Raw genomic sequence first — 21,558 nt, 5'->3', positions numbered from 1 at the left:
ACGTCCTTCGTCGGCAGCGTCAGATGTGGAGAAGAGACAGGAGCAGCGTCGGCTGCTCGGGCACGGGACCGGCGGCCGCCGGGTCGGGTCCGTCCGCCACGCGGTCGCTCAGGACAGGGCGGAGCGCAGGGCGTCCACGCGGTCGGTGCGCTCCCAGGTGAACTCGGGCAGGGCCCGGCCGAAGTGGCCGTAGGCGGCGGTCTTCCGGTAGATCGGCCGCAGAAGGTCGAGGTCCCGGATGATCGCGGCGGGGCGCAGGTCGAACACCTCGCGGATCGCCGCGGTCAGGCGGTCGACCGGCACCGTCTCGGTGCCGAAGGTCTCCACGTACAGGCCGACGGGGTGCGCCTTGCCGATCGCGTACGCGACCTGGACCTCGCAGCGGCGGGCCAGGCCCGCGGCGACGACGTTCTTGGCGACCCAGCGCATCGCGTACGCGGCGGAGCGGTCGACCTTCGACGGGTCCTTGCCGGAGAACGCGCCGCCGCCGTGCCGGGCCATGCCGCCGTAGGTGTCGACGATGATCTTGCGGCCGGTCAGACCGGCGTCGCCCTGGGGCCCGCCGACGACGAACTGCCCGGTCGGGTTCACGAGCAGCCGGTAGTCGCTGACGTCCAGGTCCAGGCCGGCGGACTCGAGCACCGGCGCGACGACGTGCTCCGCGATGGCCGGTGCGAGCTCGGTCTCCAGGTGCACGCCCGGGCCGTGCTGGGTCGACAGCACGACGGTGTCGAGCCGCACGGCGCGGTCGCCGTCGTAGCCCACGGTCACCTGGGTCTTGCCGTCGGGGCGGAGGTTCGGGACCACGCCCTCCTTGCGGACGAGCGCGAGGCGCTCCGCGAGCCGGTGCGACAGCCAGATCGGCAGCGGCAGCAGGCTCTCGGTGTCGTCCGAGGCGTAGCCGAACATCAGGCCCTGGTCACCCGCGCCCTGCAGGTCCAGCGGGTCGTGGTCGGACGCGTCCTGGCGGGACTCCCACGCCTTGTCGACGCCCTGGGCGATGTCGGGCGACTGCTGGCCGATCGACACGGACACGCCGCAGGAGTCGCCGTCGAAGCCGATGTCGGAGGACGTGTAGCCGATGCCCCGGACGACCTGCCGGATGATCTGCGGGATCTCGACGTAGGCGGTCGTGGTGACCTCGCCCGCGACGTGCACCAGGCCGGTGGTGACCATGGTCTCGACCGCCACGCGGGCGGTGGGGTCCTGCTCCAGGATCGCGTCGAGGATCGCGTCGGAGATCTGGTCGCAGACCTTGTCCGGGTGCCCCTCCGTGACGGACTCGGACGTGAAGAGGCGCATGTCGGCGATCGTCATGCGCACAGGCTAGCGGGGCGCGGGGACAACCCGGGTCAGGCGGGCAGCACGCGGACGACGGCGTCCCAGAGCCCGTCGGCCACGACGTCCTTGCTGCCCTCGGCGGTCGCGACGACCTCGCCCGCGGCGTCCAGGACCGTCACGGCGTTGTGCTCGGCGCCGAACCCGAGGCCCCCGCCGACGGCGTTCACCGCGAGCAGGTCGGCCCCCTTGCGCCGTGCCTTGGCCCGGCCGTGGTCCAGCACGCCGCCGGTGTCGTCGCCCGTCTCGGCCGCGAAGCCGACGACGACCTGGCGCCCGCCGTCCGCCCGTGGCGGGTCGGCGACCAGCCCGGCGAGCACGTCGGGGTTCTGCACCAGCTCCAGCGGCGGCACGGAGCCGTCCGCCTGCTTCTTGATCTTGTGCGCGGACCCCGTCGCGGGCCGGAAGTCGGCGACGGCGGCGGCCATCACGACGACGTCGGCGTCGACCGCCGCGGCGCGCACGGCGTCCTGCAGCTCGGCGGTGGTCTCGACCTCGACGACCCGCACCCCCGCCGGCGGCCGCACGCCGAGGTGCGCGGCGACCAGCGTCACCCGGGCGCCGCGCGCCTGCGCGGTCCGGGCCAGGGCGACGCCCTGCTTGCCCGAGGACCGGTTGCCGAGGAACCGCACGGGATCCAGCGGCTCGCGGGTCCCGCCCGCGGACACGACGACGGTGCGCCCGGCGAGGTCCTGCGGCCGGGGCTTGCCCTCGGGGTCGACCAGGGCGAGCGCGGCCGCGGCGATCGCGTCCGGCTCGGGCAGGCGGCCGGGGCCGCTGTCGGCGCCGGTCAGCCGGCCGGAGTCCGGGTCGAGCACGTGCACGCCGCGCTCGCGCAGCGTGGCGACGTTGGCCCGGGTCGCCGGGTGCTGCCACATCTCGGTGTGCATCGCCGGCGCCAGGAGCACCGGGCACGTCGCGGTCAGCAGCGTCGCCGCGAGCAGGTCGTCGGCGCGTCCCGAGGCCGCGCGGGCCAGCAGGTCCGCGGTGGCGGGCGCGACCACGACCAGGTCGGCCCGGCGCCCGAGCCGCACGTGGGCGACCTCGGGCACGTCGTCGAACACCTCGGACGTCACCGGGTGCCCGGACAGGGCCTCCCAGGTGGCGCGCCCGACGAACTCCAGGGCCGCCCGGGTGGGCACGACGCGGACGTCGTGCCCCGCCTCGGTGAACGACCTCAGGACGTGGGCGGCCTTGTACGCGGCGATGCCGCCGGCGACGCCGAGGACGATGCGCACGTCAGCGCGGGAGGCTCAGGCCTCGTTCGGGGCGACCGTCAGCAGGCCCGCGTCGATCTCGCGCATCGCGATGGACAGCGGCTTCTCCTGCGGGCGGGTCTCCACCAGCGGGCCGACGTACTCGAGCAGGCCCTCGTTGAGCTGCGAGTAGTACGCGTTGATCTGGCGCGCGCGCTTGGCCGAGTAGATGACCAGCGCGTACTTGGAGTCGGCGCGCTCGAGCAGGCGGTCGATCGGCGGGTCGGTGATGCCGATGGGCTCGGCGACGGTTCCGGACACGGTGGCTCCCGTAGTCGAAGGGGGTGGGGACTGCCGATCAGTCTACAGCCGCGGGCAGGCCCATCAGCGCGACCAGCTCGTCCGTGGCGCGCCGGACGTCGTCGTTGACCACGACGTGGTCGAACTCGGGCTCCGCGGCCATCTCGACCTCGGCGGTCGCGAGCCGGCGCGCGCGCTCCTCCGCGTCCTCGGTGCCGCGCCCGACGAGCCGGCGGACCAGCTCCTCCATCGACGGCGGGGCGAGGAACACGAACTGGGCCTCGGGCATCGTCGTCCGGACCTGGCGCGCGCCCTGCAGGTCGATCTCCAGCAGCGCGGGCTCCCCGGCGGCCAGCCGCTCCTCGACGGGCCGCCGGGGGGTGCCGTAGCGGTTGCGGCCGTGCACCACCGCCCACTCGAGCAGCTCGCCCTCGGCGACCATGCGGTCGAACTCCTCGGGCGTGACGAAGTGGTAGTGCAGGCCGTCGACCTCGCCCGGCCGCGGGGACCGGGTCGTGGCCGAGACGGAGAGCCAGACCTGCGGGTACCGGGCCCGGAGGTCGGCGGACACGGTGCCCTTGCCGACGGCGGTCGGTCCGGCGAGGACGGTCAGCCGGGCGCGAGGCGTCGTCATGCTGCTCTGGTGCTCCTGGAGTTGTGCGGCCCGGGGGCCGGCGTCTGGGGCGCCGCCGGTCACCCGAACCGGTCGACGAGCGCCTTCACCTGGTGCGGGCCGAGGCCACGCACGCGGCGCGTCTCCGAGATCCCGATCTCGGAGATGATCTGGCGTGCCTTGACCTTACCCACTCCCGGGAGGGACTCGAGCAGGGCGAGCACCTTGAGCTTGCCGATGGTCTCGTCCTTCTGGCCCTGGGCGATCACCTCGGACAGCGTGCCCTGCGAGTACTTCAGCCGGTTCTTGACCTCCGCGCGGGCCTGGCGCGCGGCGGCGGCCTTCTCGAGCGCCGCTGCGCGCTGCTCGGGGGTGAGAGTCGGAAGTGCCACGTGAGTCACCTTCTCATCACTGTCTGGAGGCAGGGACATGGAACAAGCATGATCCCCGCGGTCCCCGGTGCGACGTCGCCCCCGGGACCTGGGGCCCATCTCCCGAGGATGGCACGGGAAGGGCGAACCGGCACGTCCCGGCAGCGTGTCGCGCCGAAGACGCCCCGGACCCGTCGCTCGGGGCAACGGGTCCGGGGCGCGGAGCGCGCGGGCGCGAGGTCGTCACACCGGTACGAGGTCGGCACTCGTTCCCGCCGACCTCGTCGCGATGTGACGACCTCACCGGCCCCGGGGGCCGGCGGCGCCCCGACGGCTCGCGCGTCAGCGCAGCGCGGCGCCCGCCGCGTCCGCGGCCGCGCGGGCGGCGTCCCGCAGGGCGCCGACGCCCGGTCCGGCGGCCAGCACGCCGCGCGAGGACGACGCCAGCACGGCCGACCGCGCGTCGCCGAACACCGCGGCCAGCTCCGCGGGCCCGGCGCCCTGCGCCCCCACGCCGGGGGCCAGCAGCGGCCCGCGCACGGCCGCCAGGTCGACGCCCAGCCGGGCGGCCGCGTCGCCGGTGGTGGCGCCGACGACCAGGCCGATCGAGCCCAGCGCCTCCCCCGCCGCCACGCCGCCGTCCGCGAGCTCCGCCGCGTTCGACTCCGCGGCCGAGCGCGCCACCCGGTCCGCCACGGCCACGCCGTCGGCGCCCCGCGCGTGCTGCACCTCGGGCCCCTCGGGGTTCGAGGTGAGCGCGAGCACGAACAGCCCCCGCCCGGTGGCGAGCGCCAGGTCCACGGCGGGCGCGAGCGAGCCGAAGCCCAGGTACGGCGACACCGTGAGCGCGTCGCCGGCGAGCGGCGAGCCGTCCCGGAGGAACGCGTCCGCGTAGGCGCCCATGGTCGACCCGATGTCGCCGCGCTTGGCGTCGACCACGACCAGCGTCCCGGTGTCCCGGCCCGCCGCGACGACCTCCTCGAGCGCCGCGACGCCCGCGGAGCCGTGCCGCTCGAAGAACGCCGCCTGCGGCTTCACGGCGGCGACCCGGCCGCCCACGGCCTCCATGACGGTCAGCGCGAACCGGCGTACGCCCTCGGCGCTGTCCGGCAGCCCCCACGCGTCCAGCAGGGACGCGTGGGGGTCGATGCCGACGCAGAGCGGTCCGTGCTCGGCCATCGCCGCCGCGAGGCGGGCGCCGAACGGCCTCACGCGACGACCCCGGCACCACCGGCGACGGACGCGCCCGCGGCCGCGGCGGCGCGGCGGCCCGCCGTCGCGGCGTCGTGCTCCTGCAGGCTCGCGACGCCGAACGGCCCGGCCAGCGCGGCCTCGATGCCCTGCACCGCGGCGCCGAGCTGCTGCACGGTCGTGACGATCGCCTTGTCCGCCGCCGTGGTGGCCGCGCGGATCTCGTAGCCGTCGGCGCGCGCGCCCTGGCCCGACGGCGTGTTCACGACGATGTCGACCTCGCCGGCCGAGATGAGGTCGACGATCGTCGGCTCCCCCGCCGGCCCGCGGCCCGAGGAGAACTTCCGCACGACGGTCGAGGCGATGCCGTTGCGCTTGAGCACCGCGGCGGTCCCGTCGGTGGCCAGGATCTCGAAGCCCAGCTCCTGCAGGCGCTTGACCGGGAACACGATCGACCGCTTGTCGCGGTCGGCGACCGAGATGAACGCCCGGCCGGAGGTCGGCAGGCCGCCGAACGCCGCGGACTGCGACTTGGCGAACGCCGTCGGGAAGTCGGTGTCGAAGCCCATGACCTCGCCGGTGGACCGCATCTCCGGACCGAGCACGGTGTCGACCACGGTGCCGTCGGCGGTGCGGAACCGCTTGAACGGCAGCACGGCCTCCTTGACGGCGATCGGTGCGTCCAGGTCGATGACGCTCGCGTCCTCGGCCGGCAGCACGCCCGAGGCCCGCAGGTCGGCGATCGACCGGCCGGTCATCACCAGCGCCGCCGCCTTGGCCAGCGGCACGCCCGTCGCCTTGGACACGAACGGCACGGTGCGGGACGCACGCGGGTTCGCCTCGAGGACGTAGAGCACGTCGGACACCAGCGCGAACTGGATGTTGAGCAGGCCGCGGACCCCGACGCCCTTCGCGATGGCCTCGGTCGACACGCGGATCCGCTGCAGCTCCGACTCGGACAGCGACACCGGGGGCAGCACGCACGCCGAGTCGCCGGAGTGGATGCCGGCCTCCTCGATGTGCTCCATGACGCCCCCGAGGAACAGCTCGGTGCCGTCGTACAGCGCGTCGACGTCGATCTCGATCGCGTCGTCCAGGAACCGGTCGATGAGCAGCGGGGGCAGCGCGCCGCCGCGGGCGGTGGCCTCGGCCAGCGCGCGCTCGACGTACTCGGTCAGCTGCTCGTCGGAGTAGACGATCTCCATGCCGCGGCCGCCGAGCACGTACGACGGGCGCACGAGCACCGGGTAGCCGATCCGGGCGGCGGTCTCCCGCGCCACCGGCAGCGTGGTCGCGGTGCCGAACGCCGGCGCGGGCAGCCCCGCGGCGGCGAGCACGGCGCCGAACGCACCGCGGTCCTCCGCGGCGTCGATCGCGGCCGGCGGGGTGCCGAGGATCGGCAGGCCGGCGTCCTCCAGGCGCTGCGCGAGCGACAGCGGGGTCTGGCCGCCGAGCTGCACGATGATCCCGGCGACCGGGCCGGCGGCCTTCTCGGCCTCGTAGACCTCGAGGACGTCCTCGAAGGTCAGCGGCTCGAAGTACAGCCGGTCCGCGGTGTCGTAGTCCGTCGACACGGTCTCGGGGTTGCAGTTGACCATGACGGTCTCGTACTCGCCCTTGAGCGCCAGCGTCGCGTGCACGCAGGAGTAGTCGAACTCGATGCCCTGGCCGATGCGGTTCGGGCCCGAGCCGAGGATGAGCACCGCCGGGCGCTCGCGCGGGGCGACCTCGGTCTCCTCGTCGTAGGACGAGTAGTGGTACGGCGTCCGGGCCGCGAACTCGGCGGCGCAGGTGTCGACCGTCTTGTAGACCGGGCGGACGCCGAGCGCCTGGCGCACCTCGCGCGCCACGTCCTCGCCGATCCCGCGCAGCTGCGCGACCTGGACGTCGGACAGGCCGTGCCGCTTGGCCCTGCGCAGCACCGCGGCGGTCAGCTCGGGCGCGGCGGCGGTCTCCGCGGCGACCTCGTTGATCAGCTGCAGCTGGTCGAGGAACCACGGGTCGATGCCGGTGCGGGCGTACACCTCGTCGACGGACACGCCGGCGCGGAGCACCTGCTGCACGTCCACCAGGCGGTGCTCGGTCGGCCGGGAGATGGTCGCGACCAGCGCGTCCAGCGCCTCGCCGGTCAGCGCCTCGCCGTCCCAGTGGAACGTCGTGCCCTTCCGGTCGATCGAGCGCATGGCCTTGCCGAGCGCCTCGGTGAAGTTGCGGCCCAGGGCCATCGCCTCGCCGACGGACTTCATCGTGGTGGTCAGCGTCGGGTCGGCGGCCGGGAACTTCTCGAACGCGAACCGCGGCACCTTGACCACGACGTAGTCGAGCGTGGGCTCGAAGGACGCCGGGGTGGAGCCGGTGATGTCGTTCGGGATCTCGTCCAGCGTGTAGCCGACGGCCAGGCGCGCCGCGATCTTCGCGATCGGGAAGCCGGTGGCCTTCGACGCCAGCGCCGACGACCGGGACACGCGCGGGTTCATCTCGATGACGATGATCCGGCCGGTGTCCGGGTTCACCGCGAACTGGATGTTGCAGCCGCCGGTGTCGACGCCGACCTCGCGGATCACGGCGATGCCGATGTCCCGCAGCCGCTGGTACTCGCGGTCGGTCAGCGTGAGCGCCGGGGCGACGGTGACCGAGTCGCCGGTGTGCACGCCGACCGGGTCGACGTTCTCGATCGAGCAGACGACCACGACGTTGTCCGCCTTGTCGCGCATGAGCTCGAGCTCGTACTCCTTCCAGCCGAGGATCGACTCCTCCAGGAGCACCTCGGTGGTCGGCGAGTAGTGCAGGCCCTGGCCGACGATCCGGCGCAGGTCCGTCTCGTCGTAGGCGATGCCGGAGCCGAGGCCGCCCATGGTGAACGACGGGCGGACGACGACCGGGTAGCCCAGGTCCTCGACGGCGCCGAGCGCGTCCTCGACGGTGTGCACGATCGCCGACCGCGCGGACTCGCCGCCGCAGACCTCGACCACCTGCTTGAACTGCTCGCGGTCCTCGCCCTTCTGGATGGCGGGGATGTTGGCGCCGATCAGCTCGACGCCGTACTCCTCGAGCACCCCGGCCTCGTCCAGGGCGATCGCCGCGTTGAGCGCGGTCTGGCCGCCCAGCGTCGGCAGGATCGCGTCCGGGCGCTCCTTGGCGATGATCGAGGTCAGCACCTCGGTGGTGATCGGCTCGACGTAGGTCGCGTCGGCGAACTCCGGGTCGGTCATGATCGTCGCCGGGTTGGAGTTCACGAGGACGACCCGCAGGCCCTCCTCCTTCAGCACGCGGCACGCCTGGGTGCCGGAGTAGTCGAACTCCGCGGCCTGGCCGATGACGATCGGGCCGGAGCCGATGACGAGGACGGAGTGGATGTCGGTGCGGCGAGGCATCAGGCGCCCTTCGGGGAGTCGGTGACGTCGGTGGCCTGGCCGGCTGCAGCGGCACCCTTGTCGGGCTCGCGCATCAGGTCCAGGAACCGGTCGAACAGGTAGGCGGCGTCGTGCGGGCCGGCCGCGGCCTCGGGGTGGTACTGCACCGAGAAGGCCGGCAGGTCGAGGGCGGCCAGGCCCTCGACGACGTCGTCGTTGAGGTCGACGTGCGAGACGGTCACGCGGCCGTACCGCCCGCCGTCGTGCGGGGCGACCGACACCTCGTCGAGCGGCGCGTCGACCGCGAAGCCGTGGTTGTGCGCGGTGATCTCGACGCGGCCCGTGGCGCGGTCGAGCACCGGCTGGTTCACGCCGCGGTGCCCGTAGCCGAGCTTGTAGGTGCCGTAGCCGAGCGCCCGCCCGAGCAGCTGGTTGCCGTAGCAGATGCCGAAGAACGGGATCCTGCGGTCCAGCACCTCGCGGAGCAGCTCGACCTCGTGGGTCGCCGCGGACGGGTCGCCGGGGCCGTTGGAGAAGAACACGCCGTCCGGGGCGGTGGCGAGCACGTCGTCGATGGACGACTGCGCCGGCAGCACGTGCACCTCGATGCCGCGCTCGGCCATCCGGTTCGGGGTCATCGACTTGATGCCGAGGTCGACGGCGGCGACGCGGGCGACGGGCTCGGCGAGCGGCGTGCCGTCGGGGCCGAGCGCGGCGACCACGTACGCGGCGTCGGTCGACACCTCGCCCGCCAGGTCGGCGCCGGCCATCTGCGGGCGGTCCTGCACCTCGGCGACCAGGTCCTCGGCCGCGCGCCGGCGGCCGGCGGCGTCGAGCAGCGCGTCGCCGGACACGATCGCGGCGCGCATCACGCCGCGCTCGCGCAGGTGCCGGGTCAGGGCCCGGGTGTCGATGCCGGAGATGCCGACGACGCCCTGCGCCGCCAGCTCCTCGTCCAGGCTCCGGTCGCTGCGCCAGTTCGACGCCCGGCGCGCGGGGTCCCGGACCACGTAGCCGGACACCCAGATCCGGCCCGACTCGGGGTCCTCGTCGTTGACGCCGGTGTTGCCGATGTGCGGCGCGGTCATCACGACGATCTGGCGGTGGTAGCTGGGGTCGGTCAGCGTCTCCTGGTACCCGGTCATGCCGGTGTTGAAGACGATCTCGCCCCAGGTGGTGCCGGTGGCCCCGTAGGCCTCGCCGGCGAACGTCCGCCCGTCCTCCAGGACCAGCAGTGCGTCCGTCATGAGCTCTCCTCCGACCCGCTCGCGGCGGGTGTCGATCCGATGAGTGTCTGGGTGGCCGCGCGCAGCTCGTCCGCCTCCTGGCGGTGCCGCAGGCGCAGGCCGGTGTCGAGGCCGCGGGGGTCGTCGTCCGGGCTGGGGACCCAGGTCAGCACGACCAGCCCCTCGCCGCCGACGACCTTGCCGGCCATGCCGCCGGAGGTGCCCACCGCGCGCAGCGCCGCGCGCGGGACGAACACGTCCGGCGCCCCTCGTCGTCGCACCACCACGCCGGCCTCGTGGACCGCGACCGTGGCGGCCGAGCGCACGCCGAGGCCGTGCGACCCCACGCGGTCGAGCCAGTCGCCGGCCCGGGTCGTCGAGACGTAGGTGGCGTCGAGCGGCCCGGTGCGGGCGTCGCCCAGGGCGTCGTCGGCGGGGACGGCCGGGGGCGCGGGGACGTCGCCGGTGCCGCGGCTGAGCCGGCGCCAGCCGCGGGTCATGCCCACCAGCAGCGCCGCGCCGAGCACGACGAGGATCGTCACGGACAGCCAGGGCGGCATCAGGGCGTCACCCGCCCTGCCGCGAACCGCGGGTCGGCCGGGTCGTCCTGCGGCACGCCGTCGAGCACCGTGGCCCGCCCCCGCAGGAACGTCGCGACGACCCGGCCCGGCAGCTCCCGGCCGCGCAGCGGCGAGTTCGCGGACGCGGTGGCCTGCCGCTCGGGCTCGACCACGCGACGCTGCTCCGGGTCGACCAGCACGAGGTTGGCCGGCTCCCCCACCGCGATCGGGCGGCCGTGGCCCTCGACCCGGCCGATCCGCGCGGGGTTCGTGGACAGCACCCGGGCGACGTCGGCCCAGGTCATCCGGCCGGTGTCGACCATCGTCTGCTGCACGACCGACAGCGCGGTCTCCAGGCCGGTCATGCCGAACGCGGCCGCCGCCCACTCGCAGTCCTTGTCCTCGCGGGTGTGCGGGGCGTGGTCGGTGGCGACGATGTCGATCGTGCCGTCGGCCAGGCCCTCGCGGACCGCGTCGACGTCCGCCTGCGTGCGCAGCGGCGGGTTCACCTTGAACACCGGGTCGTAGCCGCGGGCCTCCTCGTCCGTGAGGACCAGGTGGTGCGGGGTGACCTCGGCGGTGACGTCGATACCGCGCGACTTCGCCCAGCGGACGATCTCCACCGAGCCGGCCGTCGACAGGTGGCACACGTGCAGCCGCGAGCCGACGTGCTCGGCGAGCAGCACGTCGCGGGCGATGATCGCCTCCTCCGCGACGGCGGGCCAGCCGGCCAGGCCGATCTCGGCGGACACGACGCCCTCGTGCATCTGGGCGCCCTCGGTGAGCCGGGGCTCCTGCGCGTGCTGCGCGATCACGCCGTCGAACGCCTTCACGTACTCCAGCGCGCGGCGCATCAGCACCGGGTCGTGCACGCACTTGCCGTCGTCGCTGAACACCCGCACCCGGGCGGCGGAGTCGGCCATCGCGCCGAGCTCGGCGAGGTGCTCCCCCGCCAGGCCCACGCTGACCGCGCCCACCGGGTGGACGTCGGTCCAGCCGGCCTGCGCGCCGAGCCGCCACACCTGCTCGACGACGCCGGCCGTGTCCTGCGTCGGGGTGGTGTTCGCCATCGCGTGCACCGCGGTGAACCCGCCGGCCGCCGCGGCGCGGGTGCCGGACGCGATCGTCTCGGCGTCCTCCCGGCCGGGCTCGCGCAGGTGGGTGTGCAGGTCGACCAGGCCGGGCAGCAGCACCATGCCGGTCGCGTCGATGACGTCGAGGTCGTCGGGCGCGTTCTCGGCCGCATCGCCGGCCTCGGGGCCGATCGCCGCGACCAGGCCGCCGGCGACCAGCACGTCGGTGGGGTCGCCGCCGAGGATGCGGACGTCCTTGAGCAGGTACTGCGCGGTCATGCGGTGGCTCCGGCGGTGGTGATGGGCGCGGCGGTGGTGGTGGCGGGGGTGCTGGTCAGGGCGGGGACGGCGCCGGTCGCGGGAGCCGCGCCGGCGGTGTCGCCGTCGCCCGCGAGCAGCAGGTAGAGCACCGCCATGCGCACGGCCACGCCGTTCGCGACCTGCTCGACGATCACGGCCCGCGGCGAGTCCGCCGCGTCCGCGGAGATCTCCAGCCCGCGGTTCATCGGCCCGGGGTGCAGGACGATGCTGTGGTCCGGCAGCGTCGCCAGGCGGCGGGCGTCCAGGCCGTACAGCCGGGTGTACTCCAGCGGGCTCGGGAAGAACCCGCCGCCCGCCGTCGACATCCGCTCGCGCTGCACGCGCAGCATCATCACCGCGTCGGGGCCCTGGGCGAGGACGTCGTCCAGCCGGTAGGACACCTCGGCGGGCCAGGGGCCGACGCCGACGGGCAGCAGCGTCGGCGGGGCGACGAGCGTCACGCGGGCGCCGAGCGTGTGCAGCAGGTCGACGTTCGACCGGGCGACCCGGCTGTGCAGGACGTCGCCGACGACCGCCACGTGCAGTCCGGCGAGGTCGTTGCCGACGCCGTCGGGGTTGGTGGCGCTGCCCGTCAGGTGCCGGCGGATCGTGAACGCGTCGAGCAGCGCCTGCGTCGGGTGCTGGTGCATCCCGTCCCCGGCGTTGACCACCGCGGCCTCGGTCCAGCCGGCGTGCGCGAGCGTGTGCGGCGCGCCGCTGGCCTGGTGCCGGATGACGATCGCGTCCGCGCCCATCGCCTGCAGGGTCAGCGCGGTGTCCTTGAGCGACTCGCCCTTGGACACGCTCGACCCCTTGGCCGAGAAGTTGATGACGTCCGCGCTCAGCCGCTTGGCTGCCGTCTCGAACGAGATGCGCGTGCGGGTCGAGTCCTCGAAGAACAGGTTGACCACCGTGCGGCCGCGCAGCGTCGGCAGCTTCTTGATCTGCCGGCCCTGGGTCGCGGCCATCTGCGCGGCCGTGTCGAGGACGCGGATCGCGGCGGCGCGGTCGAGGTCGGCCGTCGAGAGCAGGTGCCTCATCGGGGGCCTCCCGCGCCGGCGCCCGCGCCGCTCTCGATGACGACCTCGGTGCGGCCGTCGGTCTCGGCAAGAAGCACGCGCACGCGCTCCGCCGTCGACGTCGGGAGGTTCTTGCCGACGAAGTCCGCCCGGATCGGCAGCTCGCGGTGCCCGCGGTCCACCAGGGCGGCCAGCTGCACCGCCCGCGGGCGGCCCAGGTCGTTGAGGGCGTCCAGCGCCGCGCGGATCGTGCGGCCGGAGTACAGCACGTCGTCCACCAGCACGACGACCTTGCCGTCGATGCCGCCGCCCGGGACCGTCGTGGCCCCGATGCTGCGGGTGGGGTGCTGCGCCAGGTCGTCGCGGTACATCGTGACGTCCAGGCTGCCGACCAGGTCCTCGGCCACCAGGCCGGGCTCCACGGCCGCGAGCCGCGCGGCGAGGCGGTGGGCCAGCGGGACGCCGCGGGTCGGGATGCCGAGGACGACGAGGTCGTCGCCGCCCTTGTTGCGCTCGAGGATCTCGTGGGCGATGCGCGTCAGCGCGCGGGCCACGTCCTGCTCGCCGAGGACGACTGTCGCTGCGGTGGCTGCGGTGTCCGCGACTCTCGAGTCGTCGGGCACGGGGGTACCGGAGGTCATCCGGGCCGCTCCTTCCCCGCCTCACGGGACGGTGTTAAAGGAATGCTCGTTCCCCGGCACCTTACACAGCGGTCGGGCCCGCGGCCCGCCCTGTCCACGCCGCGGGCCGCGTGACCCGCACCACGCCCGCCCTGCGACCGCCCTCGCGCGGCCCGCGCCCACCCGCTCCGCGCGCGCACCGCCGAGCGGGCAGTAGATGTCCAGTCGGAGCGCCCGGAAGGGACATCTAGTGCCCACTCGACGACATCGAGGCGGGTCCTCCGGATCACGCGAGTCCGAGTCGGCGCGCTGCGTCGGCGACGTTCTCGGGGTGCGTGTCCCACGCGACGCGCTGCCGCACCACGGTGGCGTCACCGAACCAGCCCGGGTCGTCGACGCGGATGCCCAGGGCCGCCAGGTACGTCACGAGCAGGCCCTGGTCGAGGCGGTCGCGGACACGGCGCGCTCCGCGGCGGCCTTCGTCCTCGAACGGGAGCGCGCGTCCGCTCTCGTGCCACGACCACCGACCGTCGGTCGCGACGGCCGCGAGCGTCCGCACGTACCCGAGCGGCGGCTCGCCGTCCGGGCCGGTCACCCAGAGCTGGGTGCCGCCGTGCCCCGGACCGTGCAGGGGCGACGACATCGCCACGACGCAGCGGACGCCGAGCCGCTGCGCGAGGACCATCGACGCCGAGGTCGGGTCGCCGCCGTCGCGAGCGTTGTTGAGGTACGCCGTCCACCCGGCTCCCGCGATGAAGAGCTCGGTCGTCCACGGCGCCTCGAGCGGTTCCAGGGCGGCGAGGCACTCGGGAACCGGCCCGCCGAAGCGGCCTCGACGTGCTGCCCCAGGCCACGCCGCCAGGACAGGTCGGCCACGAGCGCGTCGTGCGGCGCCCGCACGAACGCGACCATCCAGCCCACGGGGCTGAGGTCGCCGCCGAGCAGCCCGGTCGAGTCCGTGGTCACCCGCCCATGGAGCCCGACGGACCCGTGCGCGGGCCGTTGCCCCCCCCCCCCCCCCCCCGGACGCAGGACGGCCCCCGTCCGCCCGGGAGGGCGGCGGGGGCCGTGCGTGCGCGGGTCAGGCCAGGAGGGTCGGCTTCAGGTCGACCAGGCGGCCCAGCAGGCCGTTGACGAAGCCCGGGGACTCGTCCGTCGACAGGCTGCGGGCCAGCTCGACGGCCTCGTCCACGGCGACCGCGTCCGGCACGTCGTCGTTGAACAGGATCTCCCACGTGCCGATCCGCAGCAGCTCGCGGTCGACCGCCGGCATCCGCTCGATCGTCCAGCCGTGCGAGTGGGTCGCGATGACCTCGTCGATCCGGGCGCGCTGCGCCTGCACGCCCTCGACCAGCTCCACCGAGTACTGCGGCAGGGCCGCCTCGGTGCCGGGCTGCGCGATGCGGTCCGCGAGCACGGTCAGCGGGTCGAGCCGGCGCTGCTCCGCCTCGAAGAGGACGTCGAGGGCCCGCTTGCGGGCCTTGGTGCGAGCTCCCACCTCAGTCGTTCACGCGACCCAGGTAGCTGCCGTCGCGGGTGTCGACCTTGACCTTGGTGTCCGACTCCAGGAACAGCGGGACCTGGATCTGGTAGCCGGTCTCCAGCGTCGCGGGCTTGGTGCCGGCCGAGGAGCGGTCGCCCTGCAGGCCCGGCTCGGTGTACGTGACCATGAGGGTCACGGACGGCGGGAGCTCGACGTACAGCGGCACGCCGTCGTTCGTCGCGACCATCGCGCTGGTGCTCTCGAGCATGAAGTTCGCGGCGTCGCCGACGGTGGCGGCCGGGACGGTGATCTGGTCGTAGGTGTCCGTGTCCATGAACACGAAGTCCTCGCCGTCCTTGTACAGGTACTGCATGTCGCGCTTGTCGACGTTCGCCGTCTCGACCTTGGTGCCGGCGTTGAACGTGCGGTCCACGACCTTGCCGGACAGGACGTTCTTCAGCTTGGTCCGGACGAACGCGCCGCCCTTGCCGGGCTTCACGTGCTGGAACTCGATGACCGTCCAGAGCTGGCCGTCGATCCTCAGCACGGTGCCGTTCTTCAGGTCGTTCGTCGTCGCCACGTGTCGCTGCTTCCTGTTCTGGGTGCGTCTGCCGGGGCCGCCACGCGCTCCCGCGGGTCGCGGGCGGGGCTGGGCCGCCGACCATCCTAGCGCGCGGGACCGCCCGGCGACCGCGCTGCTCCGGCGCGCGACGCACGCGGGCCCGGAGCGGCCGCACGAGGGCCGCACCGCCCGACCGTGCTCAGAGGTTTCCCGCGAGCGTCCGGCGCGCGTCCTTCGCGGCGAACAGGTCGGCGTCGGCGCGGTCGAGCAGGCTGCGCACCGTGTCCTCGGGGCGCAGCGACGCGACCCCGGCGCTGGACGACAGCGTGCTCCCGTGCGCCGCGGTCGACGCCCAGCGGCGGGCGTCGACCTCGTCCGCGCCCGGCAGCACCGCCAGGAACTCGTCGCCGCCCACCCGCCCGAGGAAGGCCCGGTGGGGCAGCGCCGCGCGCCACCCCGCGGCGAGCGCCGCCAGGAGGTCGTCCGCGCCGAGGTGGCCGTGCCGGGCGTTCACGACCTTGAGGTCGTCGACGTCGAACGCCACGACGCTCAGCGCCGCGCCGGTGCGCAGGGCGCGCGGGAGTGCGCCCGTCAGCCGCTCGTAGAACGCGCCGCGGTTGAGCGCCCCGGTGAGGTGGTCCGTGCGGGCCTGGCGCCGCAGCCGCTCGGACTGCTGCGCCATCAGCCACGCCGACAGCAGCGCCATGGTGCTCGCCGCCACCACGATGACCGGGTGCACCGAGGCGGGCGCGAACGACGCCGACAGGGCGATCGCGGCCATCACCACCCCGGCGACCACCGCGGCGCGCCGGCGCTCCAGCGAGTAGGCCGCGAACTGCCCGGCCACGACGAACCCCAGCGCGAACACCACGACGCCCTGGGCGGTGTGGCAGCTGGTGACGAGGACCGCGGAGACGACGATCCCCGCGATCACCACCGCCTGGGTGCTGCGCTGGTGCACCGGCAGCACAAGCAGGAGCCCGCACAGGACGACGTCGACGGCCGACACCACGAGCCACCACTGCGCGGGCGAGATCGGGTCGGCGGGCCACACCCCGCCCAGCGCCGTGACCAGCGCCATGACGAACAGGCCGATCGCGAGGTGGTCGCGCGCGGCGACGTCGCGGTCCTCCCCCGGGCCCACGTGGTCTCCGCGCATGCGTCCCCATCGGGAAGCGCTGCCCGTGACTGGACCGCTGGATCGGGTGACGCCGCTGTCGGGGAGCGTGCTGACTCGGGACCGGCCGGCGCAGCCGCCCCACGGCTCACCGCGTCAGCAGCCAGCGTCCGAGCACGCCCACGCCCGCCGCCCACACGAGCGACGCCAGCGTGCCGATCACGAACCGCTCGGACACCGCGGGGTCGTCGCCCGCGCGCAGCTCCGGGTACCGGCCGAGGCCCTTGACGGCGACGACGACCGCGACCCCACCCGGCTCGCCGGCCAGCAGCGTGCCCGTGATGGCCAGGCGCTCCAGCACCCCGATCCAGGTGCCGCCGCGCAGCTTCGCACGGGCGCGGTCGCTGTCGGGCCCGTCACCGAGCGCGCGGGCGTTCGCGTCGCCGTCCGCGCCGGGGTTGACCCGGCCCTTGCGGTAGTCGCGGGGGTGGTCGTTGGCGGGGCCGGCCGCGGGCCCCGACCCACCCGCCGCGACCGGCTGCCGCGGGGTGCCGGGCGAGCGCCGGCCTCCCCGGTCCGCCAGCCGCAGCACGCCCGCCGCGGCGACCCAGCCCAGGCCGACGCTGACCGCCAGGGCCCCCACGACCAGCACGGTCCCCCACAGCGTCGTCACGCGCGTCCCTCCGGGTCGTCGGCGGCGGGGTCGGGTCCCCCGCCGGCCGACCCATCGTGGCCGGACCCGACCGCGAGCCGCAGCAGGCGCGCCGCCGCGGGCCGGGCCGCGACCTCCTCGGCCCACAGCGCGGAACGCAGGCGGGCGCTGACGGCCTGCTGGCTGATGCCGAGCGCGGCGGCGACGTCCTCCTGCCGGGCCGGAGGCTCCCCCGCCGGGCGCGCGACCCGGTCGACGACCGACCACCCCGCGGCGGTGCGCCGCGCGACCACGGCGCCGAGCAGCGTCAGCACGCCCTCCGCCTCGGCCGCCAGGTCCGGGTCCGTGCCCCGCACCGCCAGCGGCACGCTGCGCAGCCGGGACTTCGCCGCCTCGACGGCCTCCCGCGCGTGGATGAACGCGCTGCCGGACCCCGCACGGGAGGACGCCGGCAGCGGGGTGTCGACGACTCCGGCGCCGATCCCGATGCTCCACCCGCCGGCCCGGACCAGGTGCAGGGTCAGCGCGACGACGAGGTCGGCGTCCGCGACGACCGCCTGCACCTCGTCGCCCACCGTGCGCTCGAACGGCAGCACCACCGCCCCGGGGGCGGCGCCGACGAGCGGCGACGCGGTCGCGAGGTCGGCCAGCAGCGCGTCGACGCGGTCGCCCACGCGCCGGCTGCCCTCCTGGTCCACCGTCAGGGTCCACATGGCGTCCACGGTACGACGTGGTAACGCTCGCTACAACCTCTAGAGGTTGTACGACTCAGAACAAAGCTGGGACTTTGTGAGACTCACCCGAGCGAGATGCCCCGCACCGGGGCGACGCCCTCGGAGATCTCCGCGTACGCGGCCACCAGCAGCGACGGGTCGGGCCCCTCCAGCCGGGACGGCCGCGCCACGTCGTCGAGCACCACGAACCGCAGCAGGTCGCCCCGGGTCTTCTTGTCCCGGCGCATGGCGGCGTGCAGCTGGTCCCACCGGTCGCCGCGGTACGCCGTCGGCAGGCCGAGCCCCGTGAGGATCGACCGGTGCCGGGCGACGACCGCCTCGTCCAGCCGGCCCGCGAGCCGCGCCAGCTCGGCGGCGTACACCATCCCGACCGACACGGCCGCGCCGTGCCGCCAGGAGTAGCGCTCGACGTGCTCGATCGCGTGGCCCAGCGTGTGGCCGTAGTTGAGGATCTCGCGCAGGCCGGCCTCCTTGAGGTCCTCCCCCACGACCCGGGCCTTCACGGCGACCGACCGCTCGACCAGCTCCGCCAGCACCTCCGACGACGCGGCCCGCGCGGGGTCGGTGATCTCCGGCCCGTGCGCCTCGACCAGCTCGAGGATCCGCGGGTCGGCGATGAACCCGCACTTCACGACCTCGCCCAGCCCGGCGACGTAGTCGTGCTTCGGCATGCTCTCCAGCGCCGCGAGGTCGCACAGCACGCCGGCGGGCGGGTAGAACGTGCCGACCAGGTTCTTGCCCTCGACCGTGTTGATCCCGGTCTTGCCGCCGACGGCCGCGTCGACCATCGCCAGCAGCGTCGTCGGGACGTGCACGACCTTGACGCCGCGGAGCCAGGTCGACGCGACGAACCCCGCGAGGTCCGTCGTCGCCCCGCCGCCGAGGCCGATCACCGCGTCGCTGCGCGTGAAGTCGGCCTGCCCGAGCACCTGCCAGCAGAACGACGCCACCTGCGCCGACTTGGCCGGCTCGGCGTCCGGCACCTCGGCGAGCAGCGCCTCGTAGCCCTGCGCCGTCAGGTCCTCGCGCACCACCTCGGCGGTCGCCGCCAGCGCCGTCGGGTGGATGACCAGCACCTTGCGGACGCCGTCGCCCAGCAGCCGGGGCAGCTCGCCCAGCAGGTTGCGCCCGATCACCACCTCGTACGGCTGGTCGCCCCTGACCTGCACCGTGCGCGTGCTCATGCCCCGCTCCCGTCCTCGCCCGTCGCGGCGCCGTCGCCGGCCCCGGGCTCGCCCGCCCGGAGGTCGGCCAGCGCCGCCTCGATCCGCTCCGCCACGACCGCCGGCGTGATGCCGTCCGTCGACACCACCACCGTGGCGACCGCCTCGTACACCGGCCGCCGCTCCGCCATCAGCGCCTGCCACTTCGCCCGGGGGTTGCCGAGCAGCAGCGGGCGCGACTGGTTGAACCCGACGCGCGGCGCCGCGTGCCGCAAGCTCACGTCGAGGAACACCACGACGCCGCCGGCCTCCCGGTAGGCGGCCAGCGCCTCCTGGGTCGCCGGGTGCAGCACCGCGCCGCCGCCGAGCGCCAGCACGCCGTCGTGCTCGCCGAGCGCGACGCGGACCGCCTCGTGCTCGAGCTCGCGGAACCGCGGCTCGCCGTCCTCGACGAAGATGTCCGTCACCGGCTTGCCGGCCACCGCCTCGACGTCGCTGTCGGTGTCCCGCTCCGCGAGCTGCCAGCGGCCGGCCAGCGCGTGCGCGACCGTCGACTTGCCCGACCCGGGCGGGCCGACCAGGACGACCCGCGGGCGGGCGGTCATCGCAGCAGGTCGGGGATGGACGTGACGTACGCGTCGAGGTTCCGGCGCACCTCGCCCACCGAGTCGCCGCCGGTCTTCTCCAGCAGCGCGTCGGCGACGACGAGCGCCACCATCGCCTCGGCCACGACCGCCGCCGGCGGCACCGCGCACACGTCGGAGCGCTGGTGCTGCGCCTTCGCGGGCTCGGCGCTCGACGTGTCGACCGTGTCGAGCGCGCGCGGCACGGTCGAGATCGGCTTCATCGCCGCGCGCACGCGCAGGATCTCGCCGTTCGTCATGCCGCCCTCGAGGCCGCCCGCGCGGTTGCTGCGCCGGCGGATCACGCCGTCGGCGTCCCGCTCCATCTCGTCGTGCGCCTGCGAGCCGCGGCGGGTCGCGGTGCGGAAGCCGTCACCCACCTCGACGCCCTTGATCGCCTGGATGCCCATCAGCGCACCCGCGAGGCGGGCGTCGAGCCGCCGGTCCGCGTGCACGTACGAGCCGAGCCCGGACGGCAGGCCGTAGACCAGCACCTCGACGACGCCGCCGAGGGTGTCGCCGTCCTTGTGGCACTCGTCGATCTCCGCGACCATCGCCGCCGAGGTCGGCGCGTCGAAGCAGCGCACCGGGTCGGCGTCCAGCGCCGCCACGTCGTCCGGGGTCGGCAGCGCCGCGCCGTCCGGGGTCGCGACCGGGCCGATGCCGACCACGTGCGACACCAGCCGGATGCCGGCGGCCTGCTCGAGGAACCGCGCCGCGACGGTGCCGAGCGCCACGCGGGCGGCGGTCTCGCGCGCCGAGGCGCGCTCCAGCACCGGGCGGGCGTCGTCGAACGCGTACTTCCGCATGCCGACGAGGTCGGCGTGGCCCGGGCGCGGCCGGGTCAGCGGGGCGTTGCGGGCGCGGTTGAGCTTCTCCGGGTCGTCCACCGGGTCGGCCGACATCACGTCGACCCACTTGGGCCACTCGGTGTTGCCGATCTCGATCGCGACCGGGCCGCCCTGGGACTCGCCCAGGCGCACGCCGCCGAGGATCCGGACCTCGTCCTGCTCGAACTTCATGCGCGCGCCGCGGCCGTAGCCGAGCCGGCGCCGCGCCAGGGCGTCGCGGATGTGGGCCGACTCGACCTGCACACCCGCGGGCAGGCCCTCGAGGACGCCCACCAGGGCGGGGCCGTGCGACTCACCGGACGTCAACCAACGGAGCATGGACGGGATCTTCCCACGTCGGGCGGACACGACCGCGCCCCGGTCCACGTCGTGGGCCGGGGCGCGGGGGTGGCAGGGCTCAGCCGAGCAGCGGGTTGCGGTTCGGGTCCGCAGCGGGCAGCTGCGCCTCCTGCTCCTCCGGCGTGACGGTGGGGATGGAGTCGTCCCCCGGCAGCACGTAGAGGTAGCCGGTGATCGTGAGCTCGACGTCGCCGACCGTGGTGGCCGGCTTGCCACCGCCGGGCGCCGCCTCGTCCTGCGCGGTGCCCGAGACGCTCGTGACGAGCAGCAGGCGATCCGTCTGCTCCTGCATCGCCTGGATCCACCCGAGGACGTTCGCGTAGCTGCCGACCGCGGTCATCGTGATGGGCACGTCGACCATGCCGGCCGGAGCCCCGCTGCTCGCCGCGGGCGCGGCTGTCGTGCCCACGGCGGTGGTGCCGTCAGTCGTCGCGCTGCCGTCAGTCGTCGCACTGCCCTCGGTCGCGGTGCCGTCGGTCGCGGTGCCGTCCGTCGCGGTCGTCGCAGGGACGGGCGCGACCGGTGCGAACAGCTCGGGCGTGCTCGGCGTGACGCCCGTGACGGCGACGCCGTGCGCGACGGCCTGCTCGTCGACCTGGCGCAGGTAGGACGCGAGCTGGCCCGTCGTCGGGACCTGCAGCTGCAGCGCCGCGAGCTCGGCCTTCTTGGCGTCCAGACTCGCGAACTGCTGCTTGAGGGAGTCGATGCGGGAGCGGGCCATGTCGTTGTCGGCCTCGACGTCCTCGGCCGTCGCCCGCGTCTCGCTGGCGGTCGCCATGACGGGCGAGATCAGCAGGAACCAGCCGGCGACCAGCAGGAGCAGGGCGACCACGACCGTGCCGCCCACCCAGGTGCTCGTCTTGGAGCGCCCCAT

At 74.8% G+C, this 21,558-nt stretch carries 22 protein-coding genes; all 22 read right to left on the bottom strand.

The window, feature by feature from the left end:
- Nucleotides 1–108 precede the first annotated feature (108 nt).
- The 22 genes from metK to AC3WUG_RS07275 all read right to left on the bottom strand — a co-directional run bounded on the left by metK (nucleotide 109) and on the right by AC3WUG_RS07275 (nucleotide 21,558).
- Nucleotides 109–1,317 carry a methionine adenosyltransferase gene (gene metK / locus AC3WUG_RS07380; protein ID WP_492327083.1) on the bottom strand — a complete coding sequence of 403 codons (1,209 nt, stop codon included), beginning with the start codon at nucleotides 1,315–1,317 and terminating at the stop codon, nucleotides 109–111.
- 35 nt (nucleotides 1,318–1,352) lie between these two features.
- Nucleotides 1,353–2,576 carry a bifunctional phosphopantothenoylcysteine decarboxylase/phosphopantothenate--cysteine ligase CoaBC gene (gene coaBC, locus AC3WUG_RS07375; RefSeq protein WP_492327082.1) on the bottom strand — a complete coding sequence of 408 codons (1,224 nt, stop codon included), beginning with the start codon at nucleotides 2,574–2,576 and terminating at the stop codon, nucleotides 1,353–1,355.
- Nucleotides 2,577–2,591: 15 nt separating this feature from the next.
- A complete protein-coding gene (gene rpoZ / locus AC3WUG_RS07370; RefSeq protein WP_147793607.1) occupies nucleotides 2,592–2,855 on the bottom strand; it encodes a DNA-directed RNA polymerase subunit omega in 264 nt (87 codons plus the stop codon).
- A 37-nt stretch (nucleotides 2,856–2,892) separates the two neighbouring features.
- Nucleotides 2,893–3,468 (bottom strand): guanylate kinase, encoded by a 576-nt coding sequence (gene gmk, locus AC3WUG_RS07365; RefSeq protein WP_492327081.1) that lies wholly within the window; start codon nucleotides 3,466–3,468, stop codon nucleotides 2,893–2,895.
- Between the two features lie 59 nt (nucleotides 3,469–3,527).
- Nucleotides 3,528–3,839: an integration host factor, actinobacterial type gene (mihF, locus tag AC3WUG_RS07360; RefSeq protein ID WP_324845308.1), complete on the bottom strand. Its 312-nt coding sequence runs from the start codon at nucleotides 3,837–3,839 to the stop codon at nucleotides 3,528–3,530.
- Between the two features lie 321 nt (nucleotides 3,840–4,160).
- Entirely contained in the window at nucleotides 4,161–4,997 is an 837-nt protein-coding gene (gene pyrF, locus AC3WUG_RS07355) for an orotidine-5'-phosphate decarboxylase (RefSeq protein WP_492327084.1), read from the bottom strand.
- A gap of 29 nt (nucleotides 4,998–5,026) precedes the next feature.
- On the bottom strand, nucleotides 5,027–8,383 hold the full coding sequence (gene carB / locus AC3WUG_RS07350) for a carbamoyl-phosphate synthase large subunit (RefSeq protein ID WP_492327080.1): 3,357 nt from the start codon (nucleotides 8,381–8,383) through the stop codon (nucleotides 5,027–5,029).
- Nucleotides 8,383–9,609 carry a glutamine-hydrolyzing carbamoyl-phosphate synthase small subunit gene (gene carA / locus AC3WUG_RS07345; protein WP_492327079.1) on the bottom strand — a complete coding sequence of 409 codons (1,227 nt, stop codon included), beginning with the start codon at nucleotides 9,607–9,609 and terminating at the stop codon, nucleotides 8,383–8,385. The genes carB and carA overlap by 1 nt, the downstream gene beginning before the upstream one ends.
- Nucleotides 9,606–10,148, bottom strand: coding sequence for a PH-like domain-containing protein (locus AC3WUG_RS07340; RefSeq protein WP_492327078.1), 543 nt, complete (start codon nucleotides 10,146–10,148; stop codon nucleotides 9,606–9,608). Before AC3WUG_RS07340 ends, carA begins: the two co-directional genes overlap by 4 nt.
- On the bottom strand, nucleotides 10,148–11,500 hold the full coding sequence (locus tag AC3WUG_RS07335; protein ID WP_492327077.1) for a dihydroorotase: 1,353 nt from the start codon (nucleotides 11,498–11,500) through the stop codon (nucleotides 10,148–10,150). The genes AC3WUG_RS07340 and AC3WUG_RS07335 overlap by 1 nt, the downstream gene beginning before the upstream one ends.
- Complete coding sequence (locus AC3WUG_RS07330; RefSeq protein ID WP_492327076.1) at nucleotides 11,497–12,561, bottom strand: aspartate carbamoyltransferase catalytic subunit; 1,065 nt, start codon at nucleotides 12,559–12,561, stop codon at nucleotides 11,497–11,499. The genes AC3WUG_RS07335 and AC3WUG_RS07330 overlap by 4 nt, the downstream gene beginning before the upstream one ends.
- Nucleotides 12,558–13,181, bottom strand: coding sequence for a bifunctional pyr operon transcriptional regulator/uracil phosphoribosyltransferase PyrR (gene pyrR / locus AC3WUG_RS07325; protein WP_492327075.1), 624 nt, complete (start codon nucleotides 13,179–13,181; stop codon nucleotides 12,558–12,560). The genes AC3WUG_RS07330 and pyrR overlap by 4 nt, the downstream gene beginning before the upstream one ends.
- A 265-nt stretch (nucleotides 13,182–13,446) precedes the next feature.
- Nucleotides 13,447–13,845 carry a hypothetical protein gene (locus AC3WUG_RS07320; RefSeq protein ID WP_492327074.1) on the bottom strand — a complete coding sequence of 133 codons (399 nt, stop codon included), beginning with the start codon at nucleotides 13,843–13,845 and terminating at the stop codon, nucleotides 13,447–13,449.
- Between the two features lie 396 nt (nucleotides 13,846–14,241).
- Nucleotides 14,242–14,658: a transcription antitermination factor NusB gene (nusB, locus tag AC3WUG_RS07315; protein WP_147793616.1), complete on the bottom strand. Its 417-nt coding sequence runs from the start codon at nucleotides 14,656–14,658 to the stop codon at nucleotides 14,242–14,244.
- A 1-nt stretch (nucleotide 14,659) separates the two neighbouring features.
- Nucleotides 14,660–15,223, bottom strand: a complete 564-nt coding sequence (gene efp, locus AC3WUG_RS07310; protein WP_147793617.1) for an elongation factor P — start codon at nucleotides 15,221–15,223, stop codon at nucleotides 14,660–14,662.
- A gap of 181 nt (nucleotides 15,224–15,404) precedes the next feature.
- Nucleotides 15,405–16,364, bottom strand: coding sequence for a GGDEF domain-containing protein (locus AC3WUG_RS07305; protein WP_492327073.1), 960 nt, complete (start codon nucleotides 16,362–16,364; stop codon nucleotides 15,405–15,407).
- Between the two features lie 106 nt (nucleotides 16,365–16,470).
- Nucleotides 16,471–16,995: a hypothetical protein gene (locus tag AC3WUG_RS07300; RefSeq protein ID WP_492327072.1), complete on the bottom strand. Its 525-nt coding sequence runs from the start codon at nucleotides 16,993–16,995 to the stop codon at nucleotides 16,471–16,473.
- The gene (locus AC3WUG_RS07295; protein ID WP_492327071.1) at nucleotides 16,992–17,687 is read right to left on the bottom strand and encodes a hypothetical protein; all 696 of its coding nucleotides are present in this window, start codon (nucleotides 17,685–17,687) and stop codon (nucleotides 16,992–16,994) included. Before AC3WUG_RS07295 ends, AC3WUG_RS07300 begins: the two co-directional genes overlap by 4 nt.
- Before the next feature lie 83 nt (nucleotides 17,688–17,770).
- Nucleotides 17,771–18,892, bottom strand: a complete 1,122-nt coding sequence (gene aroB / locus AC3WUG_RS07290; protein WP_492327070.1) for a 3-dehydroquinate synthase — start codon at nucleotides 18,890–18,892, stop codon at nucleotides 17,771–17,773.
- On the bottom strand, nucleotides 18,889–19,476 hold the full coding sequence (locus tag AC3WUG_RS07285) for a shikimate kinase (protein WP_492327069.1): 588 nt from the start codon (nucleotides 19,474–19,476) through the stop codon (nucleotides 18,889–18,891). The genes aroB and AC3WUG_RS07285 overlap by 4 nt, the downstream gene beginning before the upstream one ends.
- Nucleotides 19,473–20,663 (bottom strand): chorismate synthase, encoded by a 1,191-nt coding sequence (gene aroC, locus AC3WUG_RS07280; protein ID WP_492327068.1) that lies wholly within the window; start codon nucleotides 20,661–20,663, stop codon nucleotides 19,473–19,475. Before aroC ends, AC3WUG_RS07285 begins: the two co-directional genes overlap by 4 nt.
- A 79-nt stretch (nucleotides 20,664–20,742) precedes the next feature.
- Nucleotides 20,743–21,558, bottom strand: coding sequence for a hypothetical protein (locus tag AC3WUG_RS07275; RefSeq protein WP_492327067.1), 816 nt, complete (start codon nucleotides 21,556–21,558; stop codon nucleotides 20,743–20,745).

Source organism: Cellulomonas sp. EB106-03-03-XG116, from assembly GCF_058792015.1.
The sequence above is the reverse complement of the archived record's forward strand: the minus strand, read 5'-3'. Positions and strand labels throughout refer to the sequence as shown.